20 protein-coding genes are annotated in these 21875 nt (G+C 35.8%); 1 reads left to right on the top strand and 19 read right to left on the bottom strand.

Features of this window, described 5'->3' with window-relative positions; genetic code table 11:
- Positions 1–6 precede the first annotated feature (6 nt).
- The 3 genes from sdaAB to SLH52_RS07555 form a co-directional block, all read right to left on the bottom strand.
- Positions 7–669, bottom strand: coding sequence for an L-serine ammonia-lyase, iron-sulfur-dependent subunit beta (sdaAB, locus tag SLH52_RS07565; RefSeq protein WP_320208657.1), 663 nt, complete (start codon positions 667–669; stop codon positions 7–9).
- Positions 670–1313: 644 nt separating this feature from the next.
- Positions 1314–2984 carry a DAK2 domain-containing protein gene (locus SLH52_RS07560; protein WP_320208656.1) on the bottom strand — a complete coding sequence of 557 codons (1671 nt, stop codon included), beginning with the start codon at positions 2982–2984 and terminating at the stop codon, positions 1314–1316.
- A 15-nt stretch (positions 2985–2999) separates the two neighbouring features.
- Positions 3000–3362, bottom strand: a complete 363-nt coding sequence (locus SLH52_RS07555) for an Asp23/Gls24 family envelope stress response protein (RefSeq protein WP_320208655.1) — start codon at positions 3360–3362, stop codon at positions 3000–3002.
- Between the two features lie 258 nt (positions 3363–3620).
- On the opposite strand from SLH52_RS07555, the gene rpmB reads away from it, so the two are divergent.
- Entirely contained in the window at positions 3621–3809 is a 189-nt protein-coding gene (rpmB, locus tag SLH52_RS07550) for a 50S ribosomal protein L28 (protein ID WP_214482642.1), read from the top strand.
- A 60-nt stretch (positions 3810–3869) separates the two neighbouring features.
- On the opposite strand, the gene spoVM is transcribed toward rpmB, so the two are convergent.
- The 16 genes from spoVM to SLH52_RS07470 form a co-directional block, all read right to left on the bottom strand.
- Positions 3870–3953 (bottom strand): stage V sporulation protein SpoVM, encoded by an 84-nt coding sequence (spoVM, locus tag SLH52_RS07545; protein WP_214482780.1) that lies wholly within the window; start codon positions 3951–3953, stop codon positions 3870–3872.
- A gap of 132 nt (positions 3954–4085) precedes the next feature.
- Positions 4086–4727, bottom strand: a complete 642-nt coding sequence (locus SLH52_RS07540) for a thiamine diphosphokinase (RefSeq protein ID WP_320208654.1) — start codon at positions 4725–4727, stop codon at positions 4086–4088.
- A 261-nt stretch (positions 4728–4988) separates the two neighbouring features.
- The gene (gene rpe, locus SLH52_RS07535; RefSeq protein WP_320208653.1) at positions 4989–5639 is read right to left on the bottom strand and encodes a ribulose-phosphate 3-epimerase; all 651 of its coding nucleotides are present in this window, start codon (positions 5637–5639) and stop codon (positions 4989–4991) included.
- Between the two features lie 3 nt (positions 5640–5642).
- A complete protein-coding gene (gene rsgA / locus SLH52_RS07530; protein ID WP_320208652.1) occupies positions 5643–6524 on the bottom strand; it encodes a ribosome small subunit-dependent GTPase A in 882 nt (293 codons plus the stop codon).
- 17 nt (positions 6525–6541) lie between these two features.
- A complete protein-coding gene (gene pknB, locus SLH52_RS07525; protein WP_320208651.1) occupies positions 6542–8524 on the bottom strand; it encodes a Stk1 family PASTA domain-containing Ser/Thr kinase in 1983 nt (660 codons plus the stop codon).
- 6 nt (positions 8525–8530) lie between these two features.
- Complete coding sequence (locus SLH52_RS07520) at positions 8531–9280, bottom strand: Stp1/IreP family PP2C-type Ser/Thr phosphatase (protein ID WP_320208797.1); 750 nt, start codon at positions 9278–9280, stop codon at positions 8531–8533.
- Positions 9281–9285: 5 nt separating this feature from the next.
- The gene (rlmN, locus tag SLH52_RS07515) at positions 9286–10383 is read right to left on the bottom strand and encodes a 23S rRNA (adenine(2503)-C(2))-methyltransferase RlmN (RefSeq protein ID WP_320208650.1); all 1098 of its coding nucleotides are present in this window, start codon (positions 10381–10383) and stop codon (positions 9286–9288) included.
- A gap of 5 nt (positions 10384–10388) precedes the next feature.
- Positions 10389–11732, bottom strand: a complete 1344-nt coding sequence (gene rsmB / locus SLH52_RS07510) for a 16S rRNA (cytosine(967)-C(5))-methyltransferase RsmB (protein ID WP_320208649.1) — start codon at positions 11730–11732, stop codon at positions 10389–10391.
- On the bottom strand, positions 11719–12678 hold the full coding sequence (fmt, locus tag SLH52_RS07505) for a methionyl-tRNA formyltransferase (protein WP_320208796.1): 960 nt from the start codon (positions 12676–12678) through the stop codon (positions 11719–11721). Before fmt ends, rsmB begins: the two co-directional genes overlap by 14 nt.
- Before the next feature lie 120 nt (positions 12679–12798).
- Positions 12799–15210 (bottom strand): primosomal protein N', encoded by a 2412-nt coding sequence (priA, locus tag SLH52_RS07500; protein ID WP_320208648.1) that lies wholly within the window; start codon positions 15208–15210, stop codon positions 12799–12801.
- A complete protein-coding gene (gene coaBC / locus SLH52_RS07495) occupies positions 15207–16412 on the bottom strand; it encodes a bifunctional phosphopantothenoylcysteine decarboxylase/phosphopantothenate--cysteine ligase CoaBC (protein ID WP_320208647.1) in 1206 nt (401 codons plus the stop codon). Before coaBC ends, priA begins: the two co-directional genes overlap by 4 nt.
- A gap of 443 nt (positions 16413–16855) precedes the next feature.
- Positions 16856–17050 carry a DNA-directed RNA polymerase subunit omega gene (gene rpoZ, locus SLH52_RS07490; RefSeq protein ID WP_320208795.1) on the bottom strand — a complete coding sequence of 65 codons (195 nt, stop codon included), beginning with the start codon at positions 17048–17050 and terminating at the stop codon, positions 16856–16858.
- 4 nt (positions 17051–17054) lie between these two features.
- Complete coding sequence (gene gmk / locus SLH52_RS07485) at positions 17055–17669, bottom strand: guanylate kinase (RefSeq protein ID WP_320208646.1); 615 nt, start codon at positions 17667–17669, stop codon at positions 17055–17057.
- Between the two features lie 15 nt (positions 17670–17684).
- Positions 17685–17948 carry an extracellular matrix/biofilm regulator RemA gene (gene remA / locus SLH52_RS07480; protein ID WP_320208645.1) on the bottom strand — a complete coding sequence of 88 codons (264 nt, stop codon included), beginning with the start codon at positions 17946–17948 and terminating at the stop codon, positions 17685–17687.
- 65 nt (positions 17949–18013) lie between these two features.
- Positions 18014–18889 carry a YicC/YloC family endoribonuclease gene (locus tag SLH52_RS07475; RefSeq protein WP_320208644.1) on the bottom strand — a complete coding sequence of 292 codons (876 nt, stop codon included), beginning with the start codon at positions 18887–18889 and terminating at the stop codon, positions 18014–18016.
- Between the two features lie 156 nt (positions 18890–19045).
- Positions 19046–21718 (bottom strand): calcium-translocating P-type ATPase, SERCA-type, encoded by a 2673-nt coding sequence (locus SLH52_RS07470; protein WP_320208643.1) that lies wholly within the window; start codon positions 21716–21718, stop codon positions 19046–19048.
- Positions 21719–21875 lie beyond the last annotated feature (157 nt).

Here is a 21875-nt window from a genome sequence, read left to right as displayed (position 1 = left end):
CTTTTCTTAATCTACGATTTTCGTCACTTGTAAAATATTCGGAAGTGAATCAAGCTCATCTAAAACAAATTGCTCAATATTTTGATCTAGTTCAATTGTCATTAATGCAAGCTTGCCTTTTTCTTTACGTGAAACTTCCATATGTCCTACGTTAATTTTAAATTTTGCCAATACGTTGGCAACAGCAGCTATCGCTCCAAATTTGTCATTATGAGCAATGAGTATAGCTGGATGATGACCAGATAGCTTAAGTTCAAATCCATTAAGTTCAATAATTTCAATTTTCCCACCGCCGATGGAAATACCAACTAGCTCTAATTCTCCATCATCATCTCCTATACGTACCCTTGCAGTATTAGGGTGGTCAGTAATAGCTTCTGCTCTTCGGAAAATAATATTTATGCCTAACTGATTGGCAATATCTAGGGACGATTTAATTCGTTCATCATCTGTCTCAAAGTCGAGCAGTCCACCAACAAGTGCAATGTCAGTACCATGTCCTTTATACGTTTCAGCAAAAGACCCATAAAAAGATATTTGTGCCCACTTCGGCTGACGTCCAAATAGACTTCGCGCAACTTTACCTATTCTTGCAGCACCTGCAGTGTGTGAACTTGATGGACCAATCATAATAGGGCCGATAATATCAAATACACTTTTATATTTCACAATAAACTTCTCCCTTTATTATCATATTTGAGATGCACTAAAGACAAATAGCATCCAGACAGTTCTGGTGCCATTTCAATGAATGCGCTTTCTGATATCGAGTGCATTGGTGAAGCAACCTCGATGGGATTAGCACCTGAGCTAGACAACATATATATGTGCAACACCTTCAATTATTATAAGATTGTTTTCGCATACTTGTTCCTATAATTGAGGATAAAGGCGTGGTTTACCACAACGCTCATCCCGAAGGTGTGTAAACTTCTTATTAATAAAAGTTCTTTTCGTAAACACTGTTGTTATTTTTACTAAAATTGAACAATATAATCATTGTTATGAGAGCTCAACATAAATCTAAAGTAGAAAAGATGCTACAAAAGCTAGATGAATACAGCGTATATATTTTAGAACGAAAAGTAACAAGCTATGCGCAAACAGCATTTGAAAAACAACATTTAACGTAAAAACAGCCGGTTACAATTACGTAGCTGCTTGTTAGTACTTTACCTATTATAAGTGCTTCACCCATTCACCTAAGACTTTATCTTTGGAGAATGGGTGAAGAAGCTCTAGCGAAGAAGAATATTAGCTAGATTAAAATGAAAGAGCGTATATGAATGTTATAATTTGTTAATCTACTCCAATTATTCTATAGCAAAAACAAATGAGTATAGAGGCTGTTTCCCATTATGCACTTCAACTTCAATTTCTGTATACTGAGCTTCTATATATGAAACAAGCTCCTCTACTTCGTCTTCAGCTGCATCTTCACCGAAGAGAATCGTAATAATTTCATCATCTTCATCTATCATATTGTCGAGCAAGTCTTTCGCAACAGCTACTTTGTCTTCATTCGTTACATCAATCTTGCCATCATTTATTCCCATAAAATCGTTTTTGGATATATCTAAGCCATCAATATTCGTATCACGAATGGCATAAGTAACTTGTCCAGTTTTCACACCACTTAGTGCATCTGTCATTAACTGTTCATTTTGAGTTAATTCGATTGTCGGGTTAAAAGCCAGTAATGAAACCATACCTTGAGGTACTGTTTTAGACGGAATGACTACTACATTTCCTTCAACAACTGTAGCTGCTTGTTGAGCAGCTAAGATGATATTTTTATTATTCGGTAGAATAATAATATTATCGGCATTTACTTCATTTATCGCATTAACAAAATCTTCAGTACTCGGATTCATCGTTTGTCCGCCCTCAATGACAGAATGTGCGCCAATGCTTTTAAATAAATCTGCAATTCCTGACCCCATTGCTACTGAAATAATTCCATAAGGCTTTTGTTGAGCAACCTCTCTTGGCTGTATTATTTCTTCCGTAGTGTTAACTATATTACTATGTTGCTCTCTCATGTTTTCTATTTTCATATTAATTAAAGAGCCGTATCGTTTCCCATATGACAGTACTTCTCCTGGTTCTTCAGTGTGAATGTGGACCTTCACAACCTCTTCATCAGAAACAACTAATAATGAATCACCATGTGCACTTAAATCATTACGAAATTGCTCTTGAGAAAAAGATGGCGTATCTTGGTTGTCTTCACTAAACTTCACCATAAATTCTGTACAATACCCAAATTCAATATCTTCTGTATCCATATGGCTTTGTATACTTTTATGATGTTCTGCGTTAATTAATTCAGTCATAGTAGGGATGGTAGATGATTGTATAATTGTTTCATCTTTAAGTTCCGCCAAAAAACCTTCATACACAAAAACAAGGCCTTGACCTCCACTGTCAACAACCCCAACTTCCTTTAATACTGGTAACAATTCAGGCGTTCTAATAAGAGAAGATCTCGCTTCCTTCACAATCTCTTCCATTAACAGGATTATATCTGTTTCATGTTCAGCAACTGAAAGTCCTCGATTTGCAGCATCTTTTGCGACTGTTAAGATCGTCCCTTCAACAGGCTTCATCACAGATTTATAAGCAGTTTTAACTCCCGAGGCAAACGCTTCAGCAAACTCCACGCTATTAATACTTTCCTTATGTTCTATCGCTGTAGCGAATCCTCGAAAAAGTTGAGATAATATAACACCAGAATTACCTCTCGCGCCCATTAACAAACCTTTTGAAAGCGATTTTCCTACTTTCCCAATATGGTCGGAAGTAACGTTGGAAACTTCCTTTGCTCCAGACGACATAGATAAATTCATATTAGTTCCAGTGTCACCGTCTGGAACAGGAAAAACGTTTAGTGCATCCACTAGTTTTGAATGATTAGCTAAATTTTTAGACCCCTGGATGACCATTTTAATAAAACGTTCTCCACTTAATTTCGTTAAAGACAAGATGTTTCCTCCTTACTATGCGTTCGTAACACGAACTCCTTGTACATAAATATTTACAGCATCTACTGCTAGTCCGATTGTTTGATCTAACGTATATTTCACTTTTGTTTGTACATTATTTGCAACCTCGGAAATCTTAGTTCCATAACCAACTATAATATACATATCGATCTGAAGGTTATCATCCTCTTGTCGAACAATGACTCCCTTGGTAAAATTATCTTTGCGTAATATGTCCGTTAAGCCATCTTTAATTTGATTCTTTGATGCCATACCAACTATCCCGTAGCAGTCTATTGCAGCTCCGCCAGCAATCGTTGCAACCACATCGTTCAAGATTTCAATCTGCCCGTATTTTGTTTTTAGTTCAATGGACATAAACGTTCCTCCTTTGGAATTGTACACCTGATTAAGGTCATTTTACTATAATAACAATTTTTTTAAAAGTAATACTGTAAATTAGCCGACGGCTAATTATAATCTGCCCCAATACGTATCTGTCAAGTAGATTTTCTTGAAAGCTTCTTATTGAACTGTTGCAATATGAATTGATGTGTGGTAAATTATATAAGTATTTCTTATAGCAAATATTGAAGTCTTTTTGAAAGCTTTATGGAAGTTAGGAGGGAGATAGACATGGCACGTAAATGTGTTGTTACTGGTAGAAAGACTCGTTCAGGTAATGCACGTTCCCATGCAATGAACGCTACAAAGCGCAAATGGGGTGCGAACCTTCAAAAAGTACGTATTTTAGTTGACGGAAAACCTAAACGTGTATATGTATCTGCTAGAGCTCTAAAATCTGGTAAGGTAGAACGCGTTTAATAAAGTATATTAACCGTTTGCATCAGTAAAAAAAGCACCTGACTATCGGTGCTTTTTTTACTATTCTTTTTTCTTAAAAGTCCCAAGCATTGCTCTAATAATTCCACCTAAAAATCTCGGTAATTTAATCGTATAAAATTTCATTGTTTCCCTCCTCACCAATGGTCCACGCATGACATTTCGATTCAATAAGCCTGTAATTTTTCTGTATAATTTCCTCTATAAGTATATTCAAGAATGCAAAAAAAGTACCTATTAACACTCTCATTAGCGGTATCAGTCTGTGCTTCTTACCATCAATAATATGCCACTAGTAAATGAAAAAGTACCTCGATCATCATTTAGTTCATTACTAATACATAATGTCGATCCTAATGTTATATGACAATTTTCTAATGGATATTTAAACCCAGATAAAGATAGTTGCTCTACTTCTTTAGAAAAAGGAAGAAAAGATATGTAACGATAACTTTCATGTTTATTTACATAGTATGAACCTGGTTCATACATCGTCACATTATTTTGGGTATCAATTAAATGAATTTGTACATCTTTTGTCAGTCCATTCACGAGAAGCTGTATATTGCCTAACAGATGATCTAATCTCCCTCCAGAACAGCCAAACATTTGAATTGTCGTTGGTTGTTGTGCTAAAGCCCATTGAAGAGCAATTTCTATATCAGTTAAATCTTTTTCTTCTGGAAATAAATGAACGTGTTTTAGCTTTTGTTCAATATACCTCATCTCATCTGCTGTAATAGAATCAAAGTCTCCAAATGCGTGGCTAGGAACAATATCTGAATGAATTAAATATAAAACACCTCTGTCAGCACCAACCCATAAGCAATCTTCACAGTTATACTGTTGAAGAGAGGGAACATAACGAATAGGACCTCCACCTACAATATTTATGATCATATCTATCATCACCTATCTTTATATTACGTTATATTTGTAAAAGCCCTCTTATTAATCCTTATTACTATTGTTACAAAATTAGCGTAGCTAACAGCCGTATATTCGATTGCCATTGAATTATTGAAGAAAGGATACCACGAAATTGATATGAAAAAGTGTTTATGATTTTAGGATAACACACAGAAATCAATAGCCTACGTAAAAAAGGATATCACCTAAGATATCCTTTCAAGTTCGTATGCAAGCTACCATTTAGCGAGTTTAGTTTATCCCTCGGATACTCTCAATAGCCTCTTTACGATTTTGTTTATTATACACTGCAGATCCAGCCACTAAGACATTTGCTCCTGCTTTTACACATATCGGGGCTGTCTCAACATTTACACCACCGTCTACCTCAATTTCGACTTGTAACCCTTTATCTTGTATCATCTTTGATACTGCTTCTATTTTCGGAATAACTGAATGTATAAATTGTTGACCTCCGAAACCTGGGTTCACTGTCATTAGTAATACTAAATCAATATCCTCTAGTATATGTTGAATAGATTCAACTGGAGTTGATGGATTAAGTACTACACCAGCTTTCACACCGTGTTCTTTAATAAGGTGAATTGTCCTATGCAAGTGAGGACATGCTTCTACGTGAACTGAAATAATATCAGCTCCTGCCTTCGCGAACATCGGAATGTATGTATCTGGATTCTCAATCATAAGATGAACATCTAGTGGTATATTTGTAATTGGACGAATTGCATCAACAATTAAAGGGCCTATCGTAATGTTTGGGACAAAATGACCATCCATCACATCAATATGAATATAATCAGCGCCTCCTTCGACCACATCTGTTATTTCATCCGCTAATCGTGAAAAATCTGCTGATAATACTGAAGGTGCTACCTTTATCATACATTAATACCTCGGCTTTCTATCATTAATTTCTTGTAAAAAATGAATATAGTGATCATATCGATAAGAAGCTATGGTACCGGTTTTTACAGCATCTTTTACAGCACACTTAGGTTCCGATACATGAGTGCATCCCCGAAATTTACAACGCGGGCTTATCTCCCTCATCTCGGGGAAACAATAAGAAAGCTCATTTGCTTCAATATCGGTAAAATCCAAAGAACTAAATCCTGGGGTATCGGCGACTAACCCCGTACCGATGGATAATAACTCTACATGTCGTGTCGTATGTTTTCCTCTACCTAGATGTGAAGAAATATCGTCTGTCTTTAAATCTAACTCTGGTTTGAGTGCATTGAGTAATGAAGATTTCCCAACACCTGATTGGCCTGCAAAAACAGAAATATTGTTATTCAAGAAAGGTGTGAGCTTTTGAATACCTTCCGTTGTAATCGACGATGTCAAAACTACCTCATATCCAATTTGGCGATAATCATTAGCATATTGGTGAATTTCTTGAATCAATGTCTCACTGGCTAAATCAATTTTGCTTATACAAATAAGCGGTTCAATATTCTTTGACTCTATCAATACTAAAAAACGATCTAGTAATGCTGTGCTAAAAGCAGGCTCAAATGCAGAAAATACTAAGATAGCCTGATCAACATTAGCAATTGGCGGACGGTTTAATTCATTTTTTCGTTCCTTAATATCCAATATATATCCTTCTTGATCATTATCTGCTTGATAGACAACTTGATCACCAACTAGTGGTGTAATATTTTTTTTGCGAAATACACCTCTACCTCGACATTGAACCATTTGTCCGTTGTTATACACGTAATAAAATCCACTCAAAGCTTTAATGATTTTACCTTCTAGCATTGACTCACTCCTACTATCTAGTCTTGAATATCTTTGTATTTAATTGTTCCTTCATAAAGGACTATATTATCACGTACAATTTTATATTCTGCTTTGCTGCCCTTCTCTATTTTAAACTCAATCGTTTCTTCACGAGTCTCATTCTCACGTATAGGGAATGTATCGTATACCTCATTTATATATCTTTCCGCATCGTCAATATAAATAACGACTTCATTAACAATATCTTCGTCATACTTAGGCTCAAAGGTTATTGTAAAAGTTTTTTCATACGTCTTTACAGTCTCTTCCGGCTCTTCCTCTTTGCCCTTTGATAAATAAACTATCACTTCAGCACCTTTATCTAACTCTGTACCTTCTTCTGGTGATTGTTTAAAAACCAAACCTTTTGCGACATCATCATCAAATCCATCTCGTATATCAAGATTTAAGCCATTCTCTTCAGCATAGTCGATGACTCCTTTTTGTGATCTTAGAGTCAAATCTTTCAATATTATTTTTTCGGGTCCCTTACTGACAGTAAAAATTACTTCCTGCTCATCAGGTATGACAAGGGAATCCGGATCTGGGGATTGATCAATGATTATTCCAGCATCATATTCATCACTTGACTGTTCCCTTTTAGTAACATCTGTAAAATTATATTTTTCTTGCAATTGTTCTTTCGTTCTGTTGTAATCGTCCCCGATATAATCACCAAACTCAAATTTTTCTTTCCCACTACTTCTATAAATGTTTATTCCTGCACCAGGTTTTACCATAGCACCATCTTCAGGGTCAGTCTTAATAACAAGGCTTTCAATGACTTCATCACTTGTTTGATCTATTGTTTTTGTAATAACAAGGTCTAATGCTTCAAGCTTTTTTACAGCTTCATCATACTCCATATTTTTAACGTCTGGTACTGCAACATCATCTGGTGTTAATAAAGAAGGAATGAGGGTCACAGCTAAGACCGCCGCAATGACTAACATAAAAAACGTCGTAGTAATAATCACCGGAAGCCTTTTTCGCTTGCTTTGTTTAAGTTGTTTCGTTGTTTCCTCAGATGATAGCTGTTGTGGCTCATGTACCGTCGTTTTTTCATTAGCTAACAACTGCTCGTTAGTTAACACTGGAATCGCTTTCGTAACCTCATCATCCTCAACAGGCAGTGTAAATCTTTCTTCTGTCATTTTCTCTGGATCAAGAGCCGACTTTATATCAACTTCCATGTCGTCTACAGAATCATACCTATGCAATGTATCTTTTGCAGTAGATTTTAAGATAATGTTTTCTACACTTTGAGGGATGTCCGGATTCCACCTTTTTGGTGATGGTGTTTCTGATTGTAAATGTTTTAGTGCGATAGACACTACAGACTCGCCAGAAAATGGTATTTCTCCTGTCAGCAATTCAAACATGACAATACCTAATGAATAGATATCAGATTTTTTATTCGCCAAACCACCTCGGGCTTGTTCAGGAGATAAATAATGAACAGAACCTAATACAGAATTAGTATGTGTAATAGTTGTTGAGCTTAATGCCATTGCAATACCGAAATCCGTAATTTTCACTGTTCCGTTATTGTTAACTAATATATTTTGTGGTTTAATGTCTCGGTGAACGATTTGGTTTTGGTGAGCATGAGAAATGGCTGATGTCAATTGTTCCATAATATTTAAAGTTTCCTGCACTGACAACGGAGCGTATGCTTGAATATATTGCTTCAATGTTTTTCCGCGTACATATTCCATAACAATGTAATAAATATTATCCTCTTCTCCCACGTCATAAATCGTCACTATGTTAGGGTGGGCTAAGCTCGTTGCAGCTTGAGCTTCACGGCGAAAGCGTTTTATGAACTCCTCATCATGAGAAAAATCTAAGCGCAAAACTTTGATGGCAACCTCCCTGTCAAGAATCATATCTTTCGCAAGGTAAACGTTTGCCATTCCGCCTCCACCGACCACCTCAACAATATCATATCTATCATTTAGACGTTTTCCAATTAACATTTTAGATCACCTGCTCTCGTAATCCGATGTATATTCGATGATCGAAAGCGTTATATTGTCCTCGCCCCCATGCTCATTAGCAAGATCGATGAATGCATGAGCTTTCTCACTTAACGAAATGTCAGACTGTAATGTCGAAATAAATTCATCTTCTGATATTTTATTAGATAGTCCATCGGAGCATAATAGGAGTATATCATCCTCTTCTAAAATAATGGTCTTTATGTCGAGTTGGATATCCTCCTCAGTTCCTAATGCTCTAAGTAACACATTCTTTCTTGGATGATGTTCTGCGTCTTCTTTGGTAATTTGACCTGAACGAACCAATTCGTTAACTAAAGAATGGTCTTCTGTTAGCTGAGAAAAGCCCGTATCGTTTAGAAGGTAACAACGACTATCACCTATATGCCCGACTGTTGTAAAGTTAGATGTGCATAAAGCTACGACTAAAGTTGTACCCATTCCATTACAGTGGGGATTGTCATGAGCATGTTTAAACAGGGCTTCGTTCACTTTCACCACATGCTCCATCATCCACTTCTCAGCTTCTTCTGGTGTGTTGATACGTTCATTGTTCTCCCAAAAATCTCGTAAATGATTACTCGTCATTTCACTAGCAACATCACCTGCTCTGTGACCTCCCATACCGTCTGCTACGATTACAAGAAGATCTCCTTGTTGATTTTTGAATATCCCACCATTATCCTCGTTATGAGGACGAACTTTCCCCTTGTCTGTGAGAAATACTGAATTCACAACGTTCACCTCGTCTCCTCTTTACGTTCCTTTGCACGTAATTGACCACAGGCTGCATCGATATCATGTCCATGTTCACGTCTGATCGTTACATTGATTCCACGTTTCTTCAACGTTTTCTCAAAAGCAAATATTTGGTTTTTCGGTGTGCGTACATAATCGCGTTCTGGTACATAGTTAACTGGAATTAAGTTCACATGACAGTTAATTCCTTTTATCAGCTTGGCCAACTCTTCTGCGTGTTCAACTTGATCATTGACCCCACCAAACAAACCATATTCAAATGACACGCGCCTTCCCGTTTTGTCAATATAATAACGTACCGCATCCATTAATTCTGGCAATTTATAAGCCCTATTAATAGGCATTAAATTACTTCTTATATCTGAATTTGGTGCATGTAATGATATAGCAAAATTAATTTGCATGTTCTCATCAGCAAATTGATAAATTTTAGGGATAATACCACTCGTTGAAACCGTAATGTGTCTCGCACCTATGTTTAAACCTGCATCATCATTGATGATTTTTAGAAAGGATAGCATTTGATCATAATTATCAAATGGTTCACCAATACCCATTATCACAACATGACTAACACGTTCATTTAATTCATCTAACGCCTTTTGAACTGTTACAACTTGTGCAACGATTTCTCCAGCAGAAAGATTCCGTTTTAGACCACCTAAAGTTGATGCACAAAATGTGCAACCTATTCGACATCCAACCTGTGTAGTTACACAAACAGAATTTCCATAATTATGTGTCATTAACACGGTTTCTATTGAGTAACCATCATACAATTCGAATAAAAACTTCATCGTTCCATCCGATGATGTTTGTTGAATAATCGTTTTTAGGGTAGTGATCGAAAAATGTTGTACCAATAACTCTCTCAAACTTTTTGATAAGTTGGTCATATCATCGAATGAATCAACCCTTTTTATATAAAGCCATTCAAAAATCTGTTTAGCTCTATAAGACTTTTCACCATTCGACTTGAGCCAGCTTTGTAATTCTTCTAATTTCAACGAGTAAATAGAAGGTTTAATCACATCATTAGTTGTATTGTTCTTTTGTTCTGTTTTTGTTGTATCTTCCATTTACATTACACCCGCTTTCTTAAACATGCTATATAAAAACCATCTGTTTTAAAATAATGAGGCAATAGCTGTAGTTGTCCATTTTGAACATATGGACGTACATTTTCTGGGAGCCTCTCATTAATTGTTAAATCCTGTTCATATTCTTTATGTTCTAGTAAGAATTTATCGATGACATCGCTATTTTCAGCTTTATCTATCGTACATGTACTATATACCAATATCCCATCTTTTTTTAATAAAGGTGCTACAGCTTTTAAAATACTCATTTGGATTTCAGCTAACTTCAATACATCTTCCTCTGTCTTAGCGTACTTGATGTCCGGTTTTCTTCTAACAACTCCTAGCCCCGAACAAGGTGCATCAACAAGAATTCTATCAAAGCTTTCTTGTGCATAATATTGCTGAACTTCTCTGCTATCTAGCACATTTGTTTCAACATTTGACAGCTCTAACCTATCTACCTGCTCTTGAACAAGCTTCACCTTATGTTTATGAAGATCAATCGACACAACTCGTCCAGTATTTTTTAATAGTTCTGCTATATGTGTAGCCTTCCCACCTGGTGCACTACACGCATCAAGAATAGTGTTATGCTCCTTTACATTTAAAGATTTAGCTACAAGCATAGAGCTTTCATCTTGAACCGTAAACAAACCTTCTTGAAAGGCTGTTGTTTTTGCAAGATTTCCTTTCATACTTTTTATTGCATCGTCTGACAGGTCACCTTGTACTACATTATACCCTTCTTCACTTAGATGGGCTAACAACTCGTCTTTCGTTAACTTATTCGTATTCACTCTAACAGTTTGAACTGGAGGCATCAAATTTACTTCACACATTTGTTTAGTAGCTTCATAACCTAATTGGTCTACCCAACGTTTGATGAGCCATTTAGGGTGACTTGTTTCAATAGCTAGACGCTCATTAGGATCAGTAATTTCTGCTAAGGAAGGAACTCCTTCCCGTTGCAAGGCCCTTAAAACCCCATTTACCATTGAAGAAATACCTTTATGCCCCCGTTGCTTAGCAATTTCTACTGCTTCAAAAATGATCGCGCGATCAGGAACACGGTCAAGGTATACCATTTGATAAGCAGACATTCTTAAAAGGATGTAAACCCATTTTTCTATCTTACGTTTAGATTGTGTAAACGGACGTAAAAAATAATCAAGCGTCATTTTTCGTTGAATCGTCCCGTAAACTATTTCTGTAAGAAGACCAATGTCTTTGCTATTTAGATGATTTTTTTCTATCATACGATTTAACAAAATATTGCTATACGATTGATTTTTTTCTATAGAAAGTAGTATATCAAGTGCAACATTTCTTACATTACTTTTTTTCATGTCCTTCTCCTAATTGTACACCAACTTGCAATGAAGAACCCATGCCACGTAAATATTCTTCAGCAGTCATGCGCTTCTTGCCTGCTGGCTGTAGCTCAGTAATTTTTATGCTTATATCATCACCAGTTGAAACGATGAAACCATCCTGTTCAATAGAGGTGATTGTTCCAGCTACGTGATCGTTATGTGTACTCATTTTTTCTCCCCACCAAACTTTCATTACCTGTCCATCTAGCATTGTATATGCTACAGGCCACGGGTGAAGGCCACGAATCTGATTATAAATTTCATATCCAGGTCTAGACCAATCTATTTTTTCTTGTTCACGCTTAATATTATAAGCAAAAGTAACTTCGTCTTCATTTTGTTTTCTTGCGGTAATCTTATTGTTTAGTAACAATGGAACTGTTTCTGATAATAGCTTAGCACCAGCAACACTTAACTTATCATGTAATGTACCAACATGATCAGTTTCTGATATTGGAACCTCTACTTGAGTAATAATGTCTCCAGCATCAAGCTTCTTTTCCATATACATGATCGTAATACCAGATTTCTTATTCCCTTCCATAATTGCATAATGGATTGGCGCACCACCCCTAAGTTCAGGAAGTAGTGAAGCATGAACATTAATACAGCCAAACTTAGGAGCTTCTAATATTTCTATCGGTAAAAGTTGACCGAAAGCTGCCGTAACAATTAAATCTGGTTGTAAACTGAGCACCTTTTCATACTCATCTTTTGAACTAAGCCTTTCTGGTTGTAAAATTGGTATACCATGCTTTTCAGCTTCAACCTTCACAGGGGGTGGGGTCAAAACCCTCTTTCTTCCTTTCGGACGATCTGGTTGTGTTACAACTGCTATTACATCGTATCCATCATTTATTAATTGTTGTAAGACGGGAACAGAAAAATCTGGGGTTCCCATAAATACTACTCTTGTCATGCTCATCCTGCCCTTCTAAAGAATGAATAAGTTCGTAAACATTTCCTTACCTATTACCCTTCATTATACGTTCTTACATTACTTGTCCATACGTTAACTTTCCATTTCTTCTGTATTTAATCACATGAGTATGTGTGGGTTTAAATCAATAGCAACAGATAAATTGTTTCTAAGTATTTCTGCTTGGTATTTATCTACTATTTTCTTTAGAGCTAATCTTAGTTTGGGTTCATTTTTGTATTTTACCATGCATTGGTATCGATATCTATTATTTACTCGAGCGACTGGTGATGCTACAGGACCATATATGATTGTTCGGTCACTTAATTGTTGTCTTAAATATGCAGTGATTTTTTCAGTTATATCTACGACTTTTAATAACTGTGCATGCGAAACTGTAATTAAAGCAAGATAATAGAATGGTGGATATTGATGAAGCTTTCTAAGAACCATTTCCTTTTGATAAAATATATCATAATTATGTTCACTTGCTAATTGAATACTATAATGCTCAGGTGTGTATGTTTGAATAACGACTTCACCTGGTAATTCATGGCGTCCTGCTCTACCACTTACTTGGGTTAATAATTGAAAAGTCTTTTCAGATGAGCGGAAATCTGGAATATGAAGTATTGTATCTGCTGTTAGTACTCCAACCAATGTAACATTTGGGAAATCTAGCCCTTTAGCTATCATTTGCGTACCTAACAAAATATCTGCTTTCCCTTCACCAAAGTCATTTAATAAACGCTCGTGTGCACCCTTACGACTCGTTGTATCAACATCCATTCTAATTACTCGTGCATTCGGAATTACTTTAGTTAATTCTTCCTCGACTTTTTGTGTACCCGTTCCAAAAAAACGTATATGATCACTTTGACATTCGGGACATTCATTAACAGCTTGTTGTTCGTATCCACAATAATGACATTTCAGCTGATGTTCAGTTCTATGGTACGTGAGAGATATATCACAATGTGGACATTGGATGACAAAACCACAATCCCGGCACATGACAAAAGAAGAATAGCCACGTTTATTTAGCAATAACACAGCTTGTTCTCCCTTTTCAATCCGATTCATTAATCTCTCAAATAATAGGGTAGAGAACATTGATCGATTCCCACTCCTAAGCTCTTCTCGCATGTCAACGATATCTACTGTTGGCAATGGCTGTTCGTTCATTCGTTTAGACAGTGTTAATAGTTTATACACATCTTTTTTTGCTCTAGCAAATGATTCTAACGTCGGTGTTGCACTACCAAGCACAACTGGACAATTATGATACTCACCTCGATAAATTGCAACATCTCGTGCATGATATCTAGGGTTTTCCTCTTGTTTATAACTCGTTTCATGTTCCTCATCAATAATGATTATTCCTACATTTTCAAATGGCGCAAAGATCGCAGACCGTGCTCCAACTACAACACTCACTTCATTCCGTTGTATTTTTCTCCATTCATCGTACTTTTCACCCGTACTTAAACCACTGTGCATAACAGCAACTTTTGATCCGAATCTTCCTTTAAACCTTTTGACCATTTGAGGGGTTAATGATATTTCAGGAACTAATACGATTGCTTCTTTGCCTTTTTTTAAAACTGCATCAATTGATTGCAAATATACTTCAGTTTTCCCACTACCCGTTACACCGTACATTAAAAAAACTCTATGAATTTCTTTTTCAATTTCACTTAATATTGGTGAAATGACTTCCTGTTGCTCATTTGTTAATGGCAATGGATGAGTTCTCTCAAATAGGCGACCTTCAAATGGATTTCGATACACTTCTTTTTCACGTTCGGTTAAAAAGCTTTTATCCAATAATGATTTAATAGCAGAAGTGTTCCCAAACATTTGTGCTAGCTCCTTTTTGGAGATCTCAGAAGAATGTTCACGAAAATAGCTGAGTATTTCCTTTTGCTTACCCGCTCGCTTTGGTAAGCTCTCTACAATGTGATCAATTTCATCAATAGGGATTCCTAAGCTAATTACTTTGTTTTTTTTCATTTTCGCACGATCTTTGACTTGATAAATCACTTCTAAATTGCCTTGCCGCACTTCATTTTGAATCTCATACAACATATCTGACTGTTCAAGTTCTTTCCAAAGCACTGTCTGTTTGCTGCTAAACAATTGTTGTAATTGCTTTGGTAAATCCTCAAAACTTGCTGACGGACTCAACTTTATTTCCTTGTCATATTTTGCCCTCAACGCTGCTGGAAGCATTGCTTGATAAGCTGAAATAGTATAACAAAGTGCATAATTCGATAACCAAGACCCTAAATTAAGTAGCTCATTATTCAACACTGGCGTAACGTCTAATATTGTATGAATAGGTTTTAATTTATCAAAGTCTGAGTGGTTTTTTATTTTCACTACGAAACCTTGTACTTTTCTTGAGCCGAACGGAACAATCACTCTCATCCCTGCTTGAATTATCACCGTCCATTTGGCAGGAATTTCATAATCAAATGTTTTGTCAGTTTGATGTGCTGGAACATCAACAATTACGCTTGCTATTTTCATATATGAACATCAACCATTTTTCTTATTTCTAATAATAAAGATTCGGCAACCTCTTTTTTAGTTAATAAAGGAAGCGCTATTTTCGTATGATCTTGTTTATAAATTGTGACGATATTCGTATCTACACCAAAACCAGCACCGTGATCATCAACATTATTCGCTACGATCATATCTAGATTTTTTTTCTTCATCTTGGCTAGGGCATACTCTTCAACACGATCGGTTTCAGCTGCAAAACCGATTAGAAGTTGATGCTCTTTTCTTTCACCTAATGTTTTTAAAATATCTATTGTACGTTCCATTTCAACAAAGTAATCATCAGGTTGTTTTTTTATTTTCTGCTTCTGCACATTCTTTGGACGATAATCTGCTACAGCTGCACATTTAACGACAATATCACTTTGATCATATAATTTCAGTATCTCATTCAACATATCTTGAGCAGATTCTACTTTTATGGTTTCAACATTTAACGGTGGATCAATGTTTGTAGGTCCAGATATTAAAACGACGTCTGCACCTAAATGAGCTGCTTCTTCAGCGATTGCATAACCCATTTTTCCAGAAGAATAATTTGTGAAATAACGTACCGGGTCAATTCTTTCACGTGTTGGTCCAGCAGTCACAAGCATTTTTTTCCCTTTTAAAGGCTTTTTACCGTTAGAAAAATGTTCAGTTAATAGTTTAACAATATTTTCAGGTTCTTCTAACCTTCCTTTACCAACGTATCCACACGCTAAATATCCTTCACTAGGCTCAATAAATTCATATCCAAAGCTTGCTAATTTGCTAATATTTTGTATTACAGCAGGATGATCATACATATGGACATTCATAGCTGGAGCAACCCACACGGGAGCAGTGGTTGCTAATAACGTAGTAGTTAACATATCATCAGCTATCCCATTCGCAAGTTTGCCGATAACATTTGCCGTAGCGGGAGCAATTAAGACGATATCAGCCCAATCAGCTACATCGATATGAGCAATCTTAGACGGGTTTTTTTCATCAAAAGTGTCAATATATACGTCATTTCTAGTAAGTGCCTGAAATGTCAATGGTGTTACAAATTCGCAAGCAGATTCTGTCATTATAACTTTTACATTTGCCTCAGCTTGAGTCAGCTTACTAGCTAAAGCAGCTGCTTTATACACAGCAATGCCTCCACTCACACATAACAATATATTTTTATTTAACAACATAATTCTCGCCACCTTGAAATGAAATTACTATTTCTGTATTTAAAAAGGCTCTTTTCATAGACTTTTTGCTATTGTTACCAAATAGGTATCATAAAAGTGATTTAATATGTTAGTCATCGTTGTACAATAGAAAAGATGCCACGAATGCTATCTATATAAGTATTAAGCTCTTAATACGAAAAAACAATCAATGTTGAAAACAGCCATTTAAAAAGGCTCTTTTCATAGAATTTTTGCTATTGTTACCAAATAGGCATCATAAAAGTGATTTTATATGTTAGTCATCGTTGTACAGAAGACAAGATGCCACGAACGTTAGCTATGTTCATGTTAAGCTCTTAAAGCGAAAAAAGCTAAGATAAAAAGAAACAATGTATGAAAAACTATTGTTGATAAAAAAACAACCTAAGAATATAGGTTGTCATTGATCTATTTGAAATTTCTTATTTATTCTTATATGTTAAAATACCTTCATTTATTTCTTCTAACGCCTTACCTACATATTTCTCTGATACTGTCTTTTCAAGCATTGCATTATTATTTTCTTGCATATCACGAGCTCTCTTTGCCGCAACAGTTACAAGGGTATATTTTGAATGTAACTTCCCCATTAAAGAATCAATAGATGGATATAACATTTTTTTATTCAACCTCCAGCATTTTTCTATATCGGTTAGCAATTCTATCTCTGCGACAATGTTCTGCCGTAACGATTGCTTTTATGCGTTCACACGCTAGTTCAACCTCATCGTTTTCTACAACGTAGTCGTAAGCGTTCATCATTTCAATTTCTTGCTTAGCAGCGTTCATTCGATTATTAATTACTTCATTTGATTCAGTACCTCGAGTAGTAATTCTGTTTTCTAATTCAGTTAAACTCGGAGGCATAAGGAAAATAAACAAGCCCTCAGGAAATGCTTTACGAACCTGCATTGCACCTTGAACTTCAATTTCTAAGAAGACATCCTTACCTTCTTGAAGAGTTTTTTCAACATAATCTACAGGGGTTCCATAGTAATTTCCTACAAACTCTGCCCATTCGAGCAGTTTAGATTGTGCTATTAACGATTCAAATTCTTCTCTTGATTTAAAAAAGTAATCCACCCCATCGACTTCCCCTTCACGCGGCTTACGGGTAGTCATTGAAATTGAATAATGTAACTTTATATCAGATTGTGAAAATAATGCCTTACGTACAGTACCTTTTCCAACACCAGAAGGTCCAGAAAGTACTATTAATAAACCTCTTTCTTTCATAACTTTTTATTGACCCTACCCTTCATCAGATAAATCATCTTTGTTTATTAAACGTTGTGCCACTGTTTCAGGCTGTACGGCAGAAAGGATAACATGTTCACTATCCATAACAAGGACAGCTCTCGTTCTTCTACCGTAAGTTGCATCAATAAGCTTTCCACGATCACGAGCTTCTTGAATAATCCTTTTTATAGGAGCAGATTCAGGGCTGACAATAGAAATGATACGATTTGCTGAAACGATGTTACCGAAACCTATATTAATTAATTTTATAGACATAACGGTTCCTCCTATATGTTACTTAATTAGTTTAGCCGTCATAGCTCTGCTGTAACCACTGAAACTTATTCAATATTTTGTACTTGCTCCTTAATTTTTTCCAGAAAGCTTTTCATTTCAACAACATGCTGAGCAATTAATACGTCATTTGCTTTCGAGCCAATTGTATTTATCTCACGATTTAATTCTTGCACGAAAAAATCTAGTTTCCTGCCAATTTCTTGCTTATGTTGCATCGTGTCGAAAAAGTGGCTAATATGGCTATTAATTCGTGTTAATTCTTCATTAATATCCGCTTTATCGGCGAAAATAGCAACTTCAGTTAGTAGTCGCTGTTCATCGACTGTACCTGATAAAAATTCAGAAATACGTTTCGTTATTTTTTCTCGGTATAAATCATACACAATTTCTGATCTTTTTGAAACGACATTCACACTATTTTGCATATTTTCTAATTGAGTTGATATATCAATTAACAGTTGCTGTCCTTCAGAATAACGTGTTCTTTTCAACTGTACTACAGCATCCTCAATCGCTTCAAGTACTGTGTGTTCAATTTGTTCATTTCCACCGTCTTTTTCTTTAATCATGACGACATCATGTAGTGAAAATAATTGCTTTATCGTTATTTGCTCTGGAAGCTTATATTTATCTACTGCAGTTTTAATCGTTTCGTAATATTGATCTAGAAGATGCCAGTCAACTTGAAGCGACCGCTCTACTAATTCATCACCTTCTATAGTAATAAATACTTCTATACGACCACGTTTTACATATGTAGAAATTAATTTTTTTATTTTTTTTTCTAATGCATATATGTATTTTGGTCCTTTAATGCTAACATCACTAAACCGATGATTTACGGATTTCATTTCAACAGTTACAGAATATTGCTCCAACTCAACTGTCGCTCTTCCAAAGCCAGTCATACTGTATACCATATAAACACACACCCATTTCAAGAGATCTTGTCTAAGTAAAGTTTAATGGTAGAGCTAGCCTCTATTCCACTATTTTACACATATAAATTCACGCATTAAGATAAAAAGGTAATAGAGTACACTCCATTACCAATTGTATTATATCATATAATTAAATTATTTTCTTGAAAAATGTGTAGTAGCAAGTAAAAAAGTTGGAATTGCAGATAATCCTAAAATTAGCAACCAATCTATTAACATGATTGAGGAAGTGTGAAATATAACTTGTAGTGATGGTAAATATATAACAACCATTAATAGTAAAACTGAAGATATTACTGCTAACACTAGATAAATGTTTTCAAATGGCTTCCGTTCAAATATTGATCGTTCAGAACGACAATCAAATACATGAATTAATTGTGCCATGACTAACGTTGCAAAAGCAATTGATTGTGCATATTGTAATTCATTTGGATTACGCGAATATGTGATAATAAATGCTATTAAAGTAACTATCCCAATTAAAAAGCCTCTACTAATCACCTTCCATGCTAAACCTCTTGCAAAGACACCTTCAGTAGCACTTCTTGGTCTTCTTTTCATCACATTTTCTTCCGGCTGATCTAATCCGAGCGCCATGGCTGGTAAGCCGTCCGTTACTAAATTAACCCATAAAATTTGTATAGGAACTAACGGTAGCGGAAGGGCTAAAATCATAGCAAAAAGCATAACTAAAATTTCCCCTACATTGGAAGCAAGTAGATAACGTATAAACTTCCTAATATTTTCATAAATATTTCTTCCTTCTTTTATCGCTGCTTTAATTGTTGCAAAGTTATCATCAACGAGAACTAAAGAGGAGGATTCTTTAGCCACATCTGTACCCGTAATACCCATCGATATTCCAATATCGGCTGCTTTAATTGCCGGTGCATCATTTACTCCATCACCCGTCATAGCTACAATGTGACCTTGTTGTTGTAACGCTTTGACTATCTTCAGCTTATGCTCAGGTGATACACGAGCAAAAACATAGACATCATCAACAATTTCCTCTAATTCCTCAACACTCATAGATGATAATGACGAGCCATCGAGGACTACACCATGTTCAGGTAAAATATTAATCTGCTTTGCGATCGCTTGTGCAGTATTTACATGATCCCCTGTAATCATAATTGTTTTTATCCCTGCTTCATGACATTCCTTCACAGCCTGCTTCACTTCTGGACGAGGTGGGTCAATCATCCCTTGTAACCCTATGAAAACTAAGTCTTTTTCTGCTTCAGTGTCCGTGCTTATTTTTTTATTTGAAGAGATTGGTTTGTAAGCTATCGCAATTGTTCTTAAAGCTTGATTGGCTAAACGTGCTATCGACTTTTCCACTTCATTACGATAATTGTTATTTAGTAGCTGTTTTTTATCATTCCACAAAATTGAATCACATTGTTTTAACAGGACATCAGGAGCACCTTTTGTAATTACATATTGTTTTCCTTGTTTATCACTAGCAATCATAGACATCATTTTCCGAGAAGAATCAAACGGGAATTCTTTAATTATCTTAAACTCTTCTTGTAGTTGGTGTTTTGAAAGTTTCCCTTTCATAGCAGCAACAGCTAAAGCACCTTCAGTTGGATCACCATCAACAATAAATTGATTATCCTTCTCAACAATTCGAGCATGATTACATAATAATCCGAAAGTAAGTAGTTGATAAAATGATTTGCTAGTTGTTGGGTCTACCTCTGTACGCCCATCAAAGAAACTTCCCTTTGGCTCATATCCAGTCCCTGTTACATTCCAGGTTTCCCCACCTGTCCACATATGGGTAACTGTCATTTTATTTTGTGTTAATGTTCCCGTTTTGTCTGAGCAAATGACTGACGCACAACCTAAAGTTTCAATTGCAGGTAGTTTACGTACGATTGATTTTTGCTTTATCATCCTTTGAACCCCAAGAGATAATGCTACAGTTACTATAGCAGGTAGTCCTTCTGGTATAGCAGCTACTGCTAAGGAGACCCCAGCCAAAAACATAGTGTATAGATCGTGCCCTTGAAGCACCCCAACAATTACAACAAGAAAAGTTAATATTAATGCAACACCAATTAAGATTTTTCCCAATTGTTCAAGGCGGCGTTGCAATGGTGTTTCAAGCGTTTTTTGTGACTGGAGTAAATCGGCAATCTTCCCCATTTCTGTTTTCATTCCAGTACCAATTACAATCCCGGTTCCACTGCCCCTTGTTACCATCGTTCCCATAAATGCCATGTTGCTTTTGTCACCTAATGCAGTTTTTGAACCTAAAATTGGATTTATATCCTTCATAACTGGTACAGATTCTCCAGTTAGAGCAGATTCCTCTATCTCTAGACTGTTAGATTGTAATAACCTCACATCGGCACCAATCCGATCTCCACTAACAAATTGAATTACATCTCCTGACACAAGTTCCTTAGATGGAATCCGAAACCATTGTTTATTTCGTAACACATGTACTTGGGGGGCTGCTAATTCTTTCAGAGCCTGCATTGACCTCTCTGCTCTTCTTTCTTGATAAAAACCAAGAAACCCATTAATTAAGACAATAGCAATGATTGCAATGGCATCAATATACTCACCTAACAATCCAGAAATAAAAGTTGCAATCAAAAGTATTAAAACCATAAAATCTTTAAATTGTGCTAAAAACAATAAAAAAGCAGAAGGTCGCTCGGCTTCATCCAATTCATTCAAACCACTTTTTTGTTGCCGTTGGTTTACTTCTTGCTCTGTTAAGCCTGTTTCAGAGTTGGAATTCATCACTTTTTCCACTTCTTCTAAGCGCATTTCATGCCAGTTCATCCAACCTTCACCCCTTATACTATACGGTTATTTCAATTATCTCTAAGGACAGCTTATTCGCACTTGTCCAAAAAAATGCTATACTTTTCATGTTAATGAGTATTCAAATGATGAACAGGGTTTGTTTTAATAGAAATTACGCAAAACAAAATTAGAA

Origin of the sequence: Cytobacillus sp. IB215665 (genome assembly GCF_033963835.1) — a bacterium.
Classification (GTDB): domain Bacteria; phylum Bacillota; class Bacilli; order Bacillales; family SM2101; genus Nanhaiella.
Note: the sequence above shows the minus strand (reverse complement) of the source record. Positions and strands in the feature narration are given on the sequence as shown.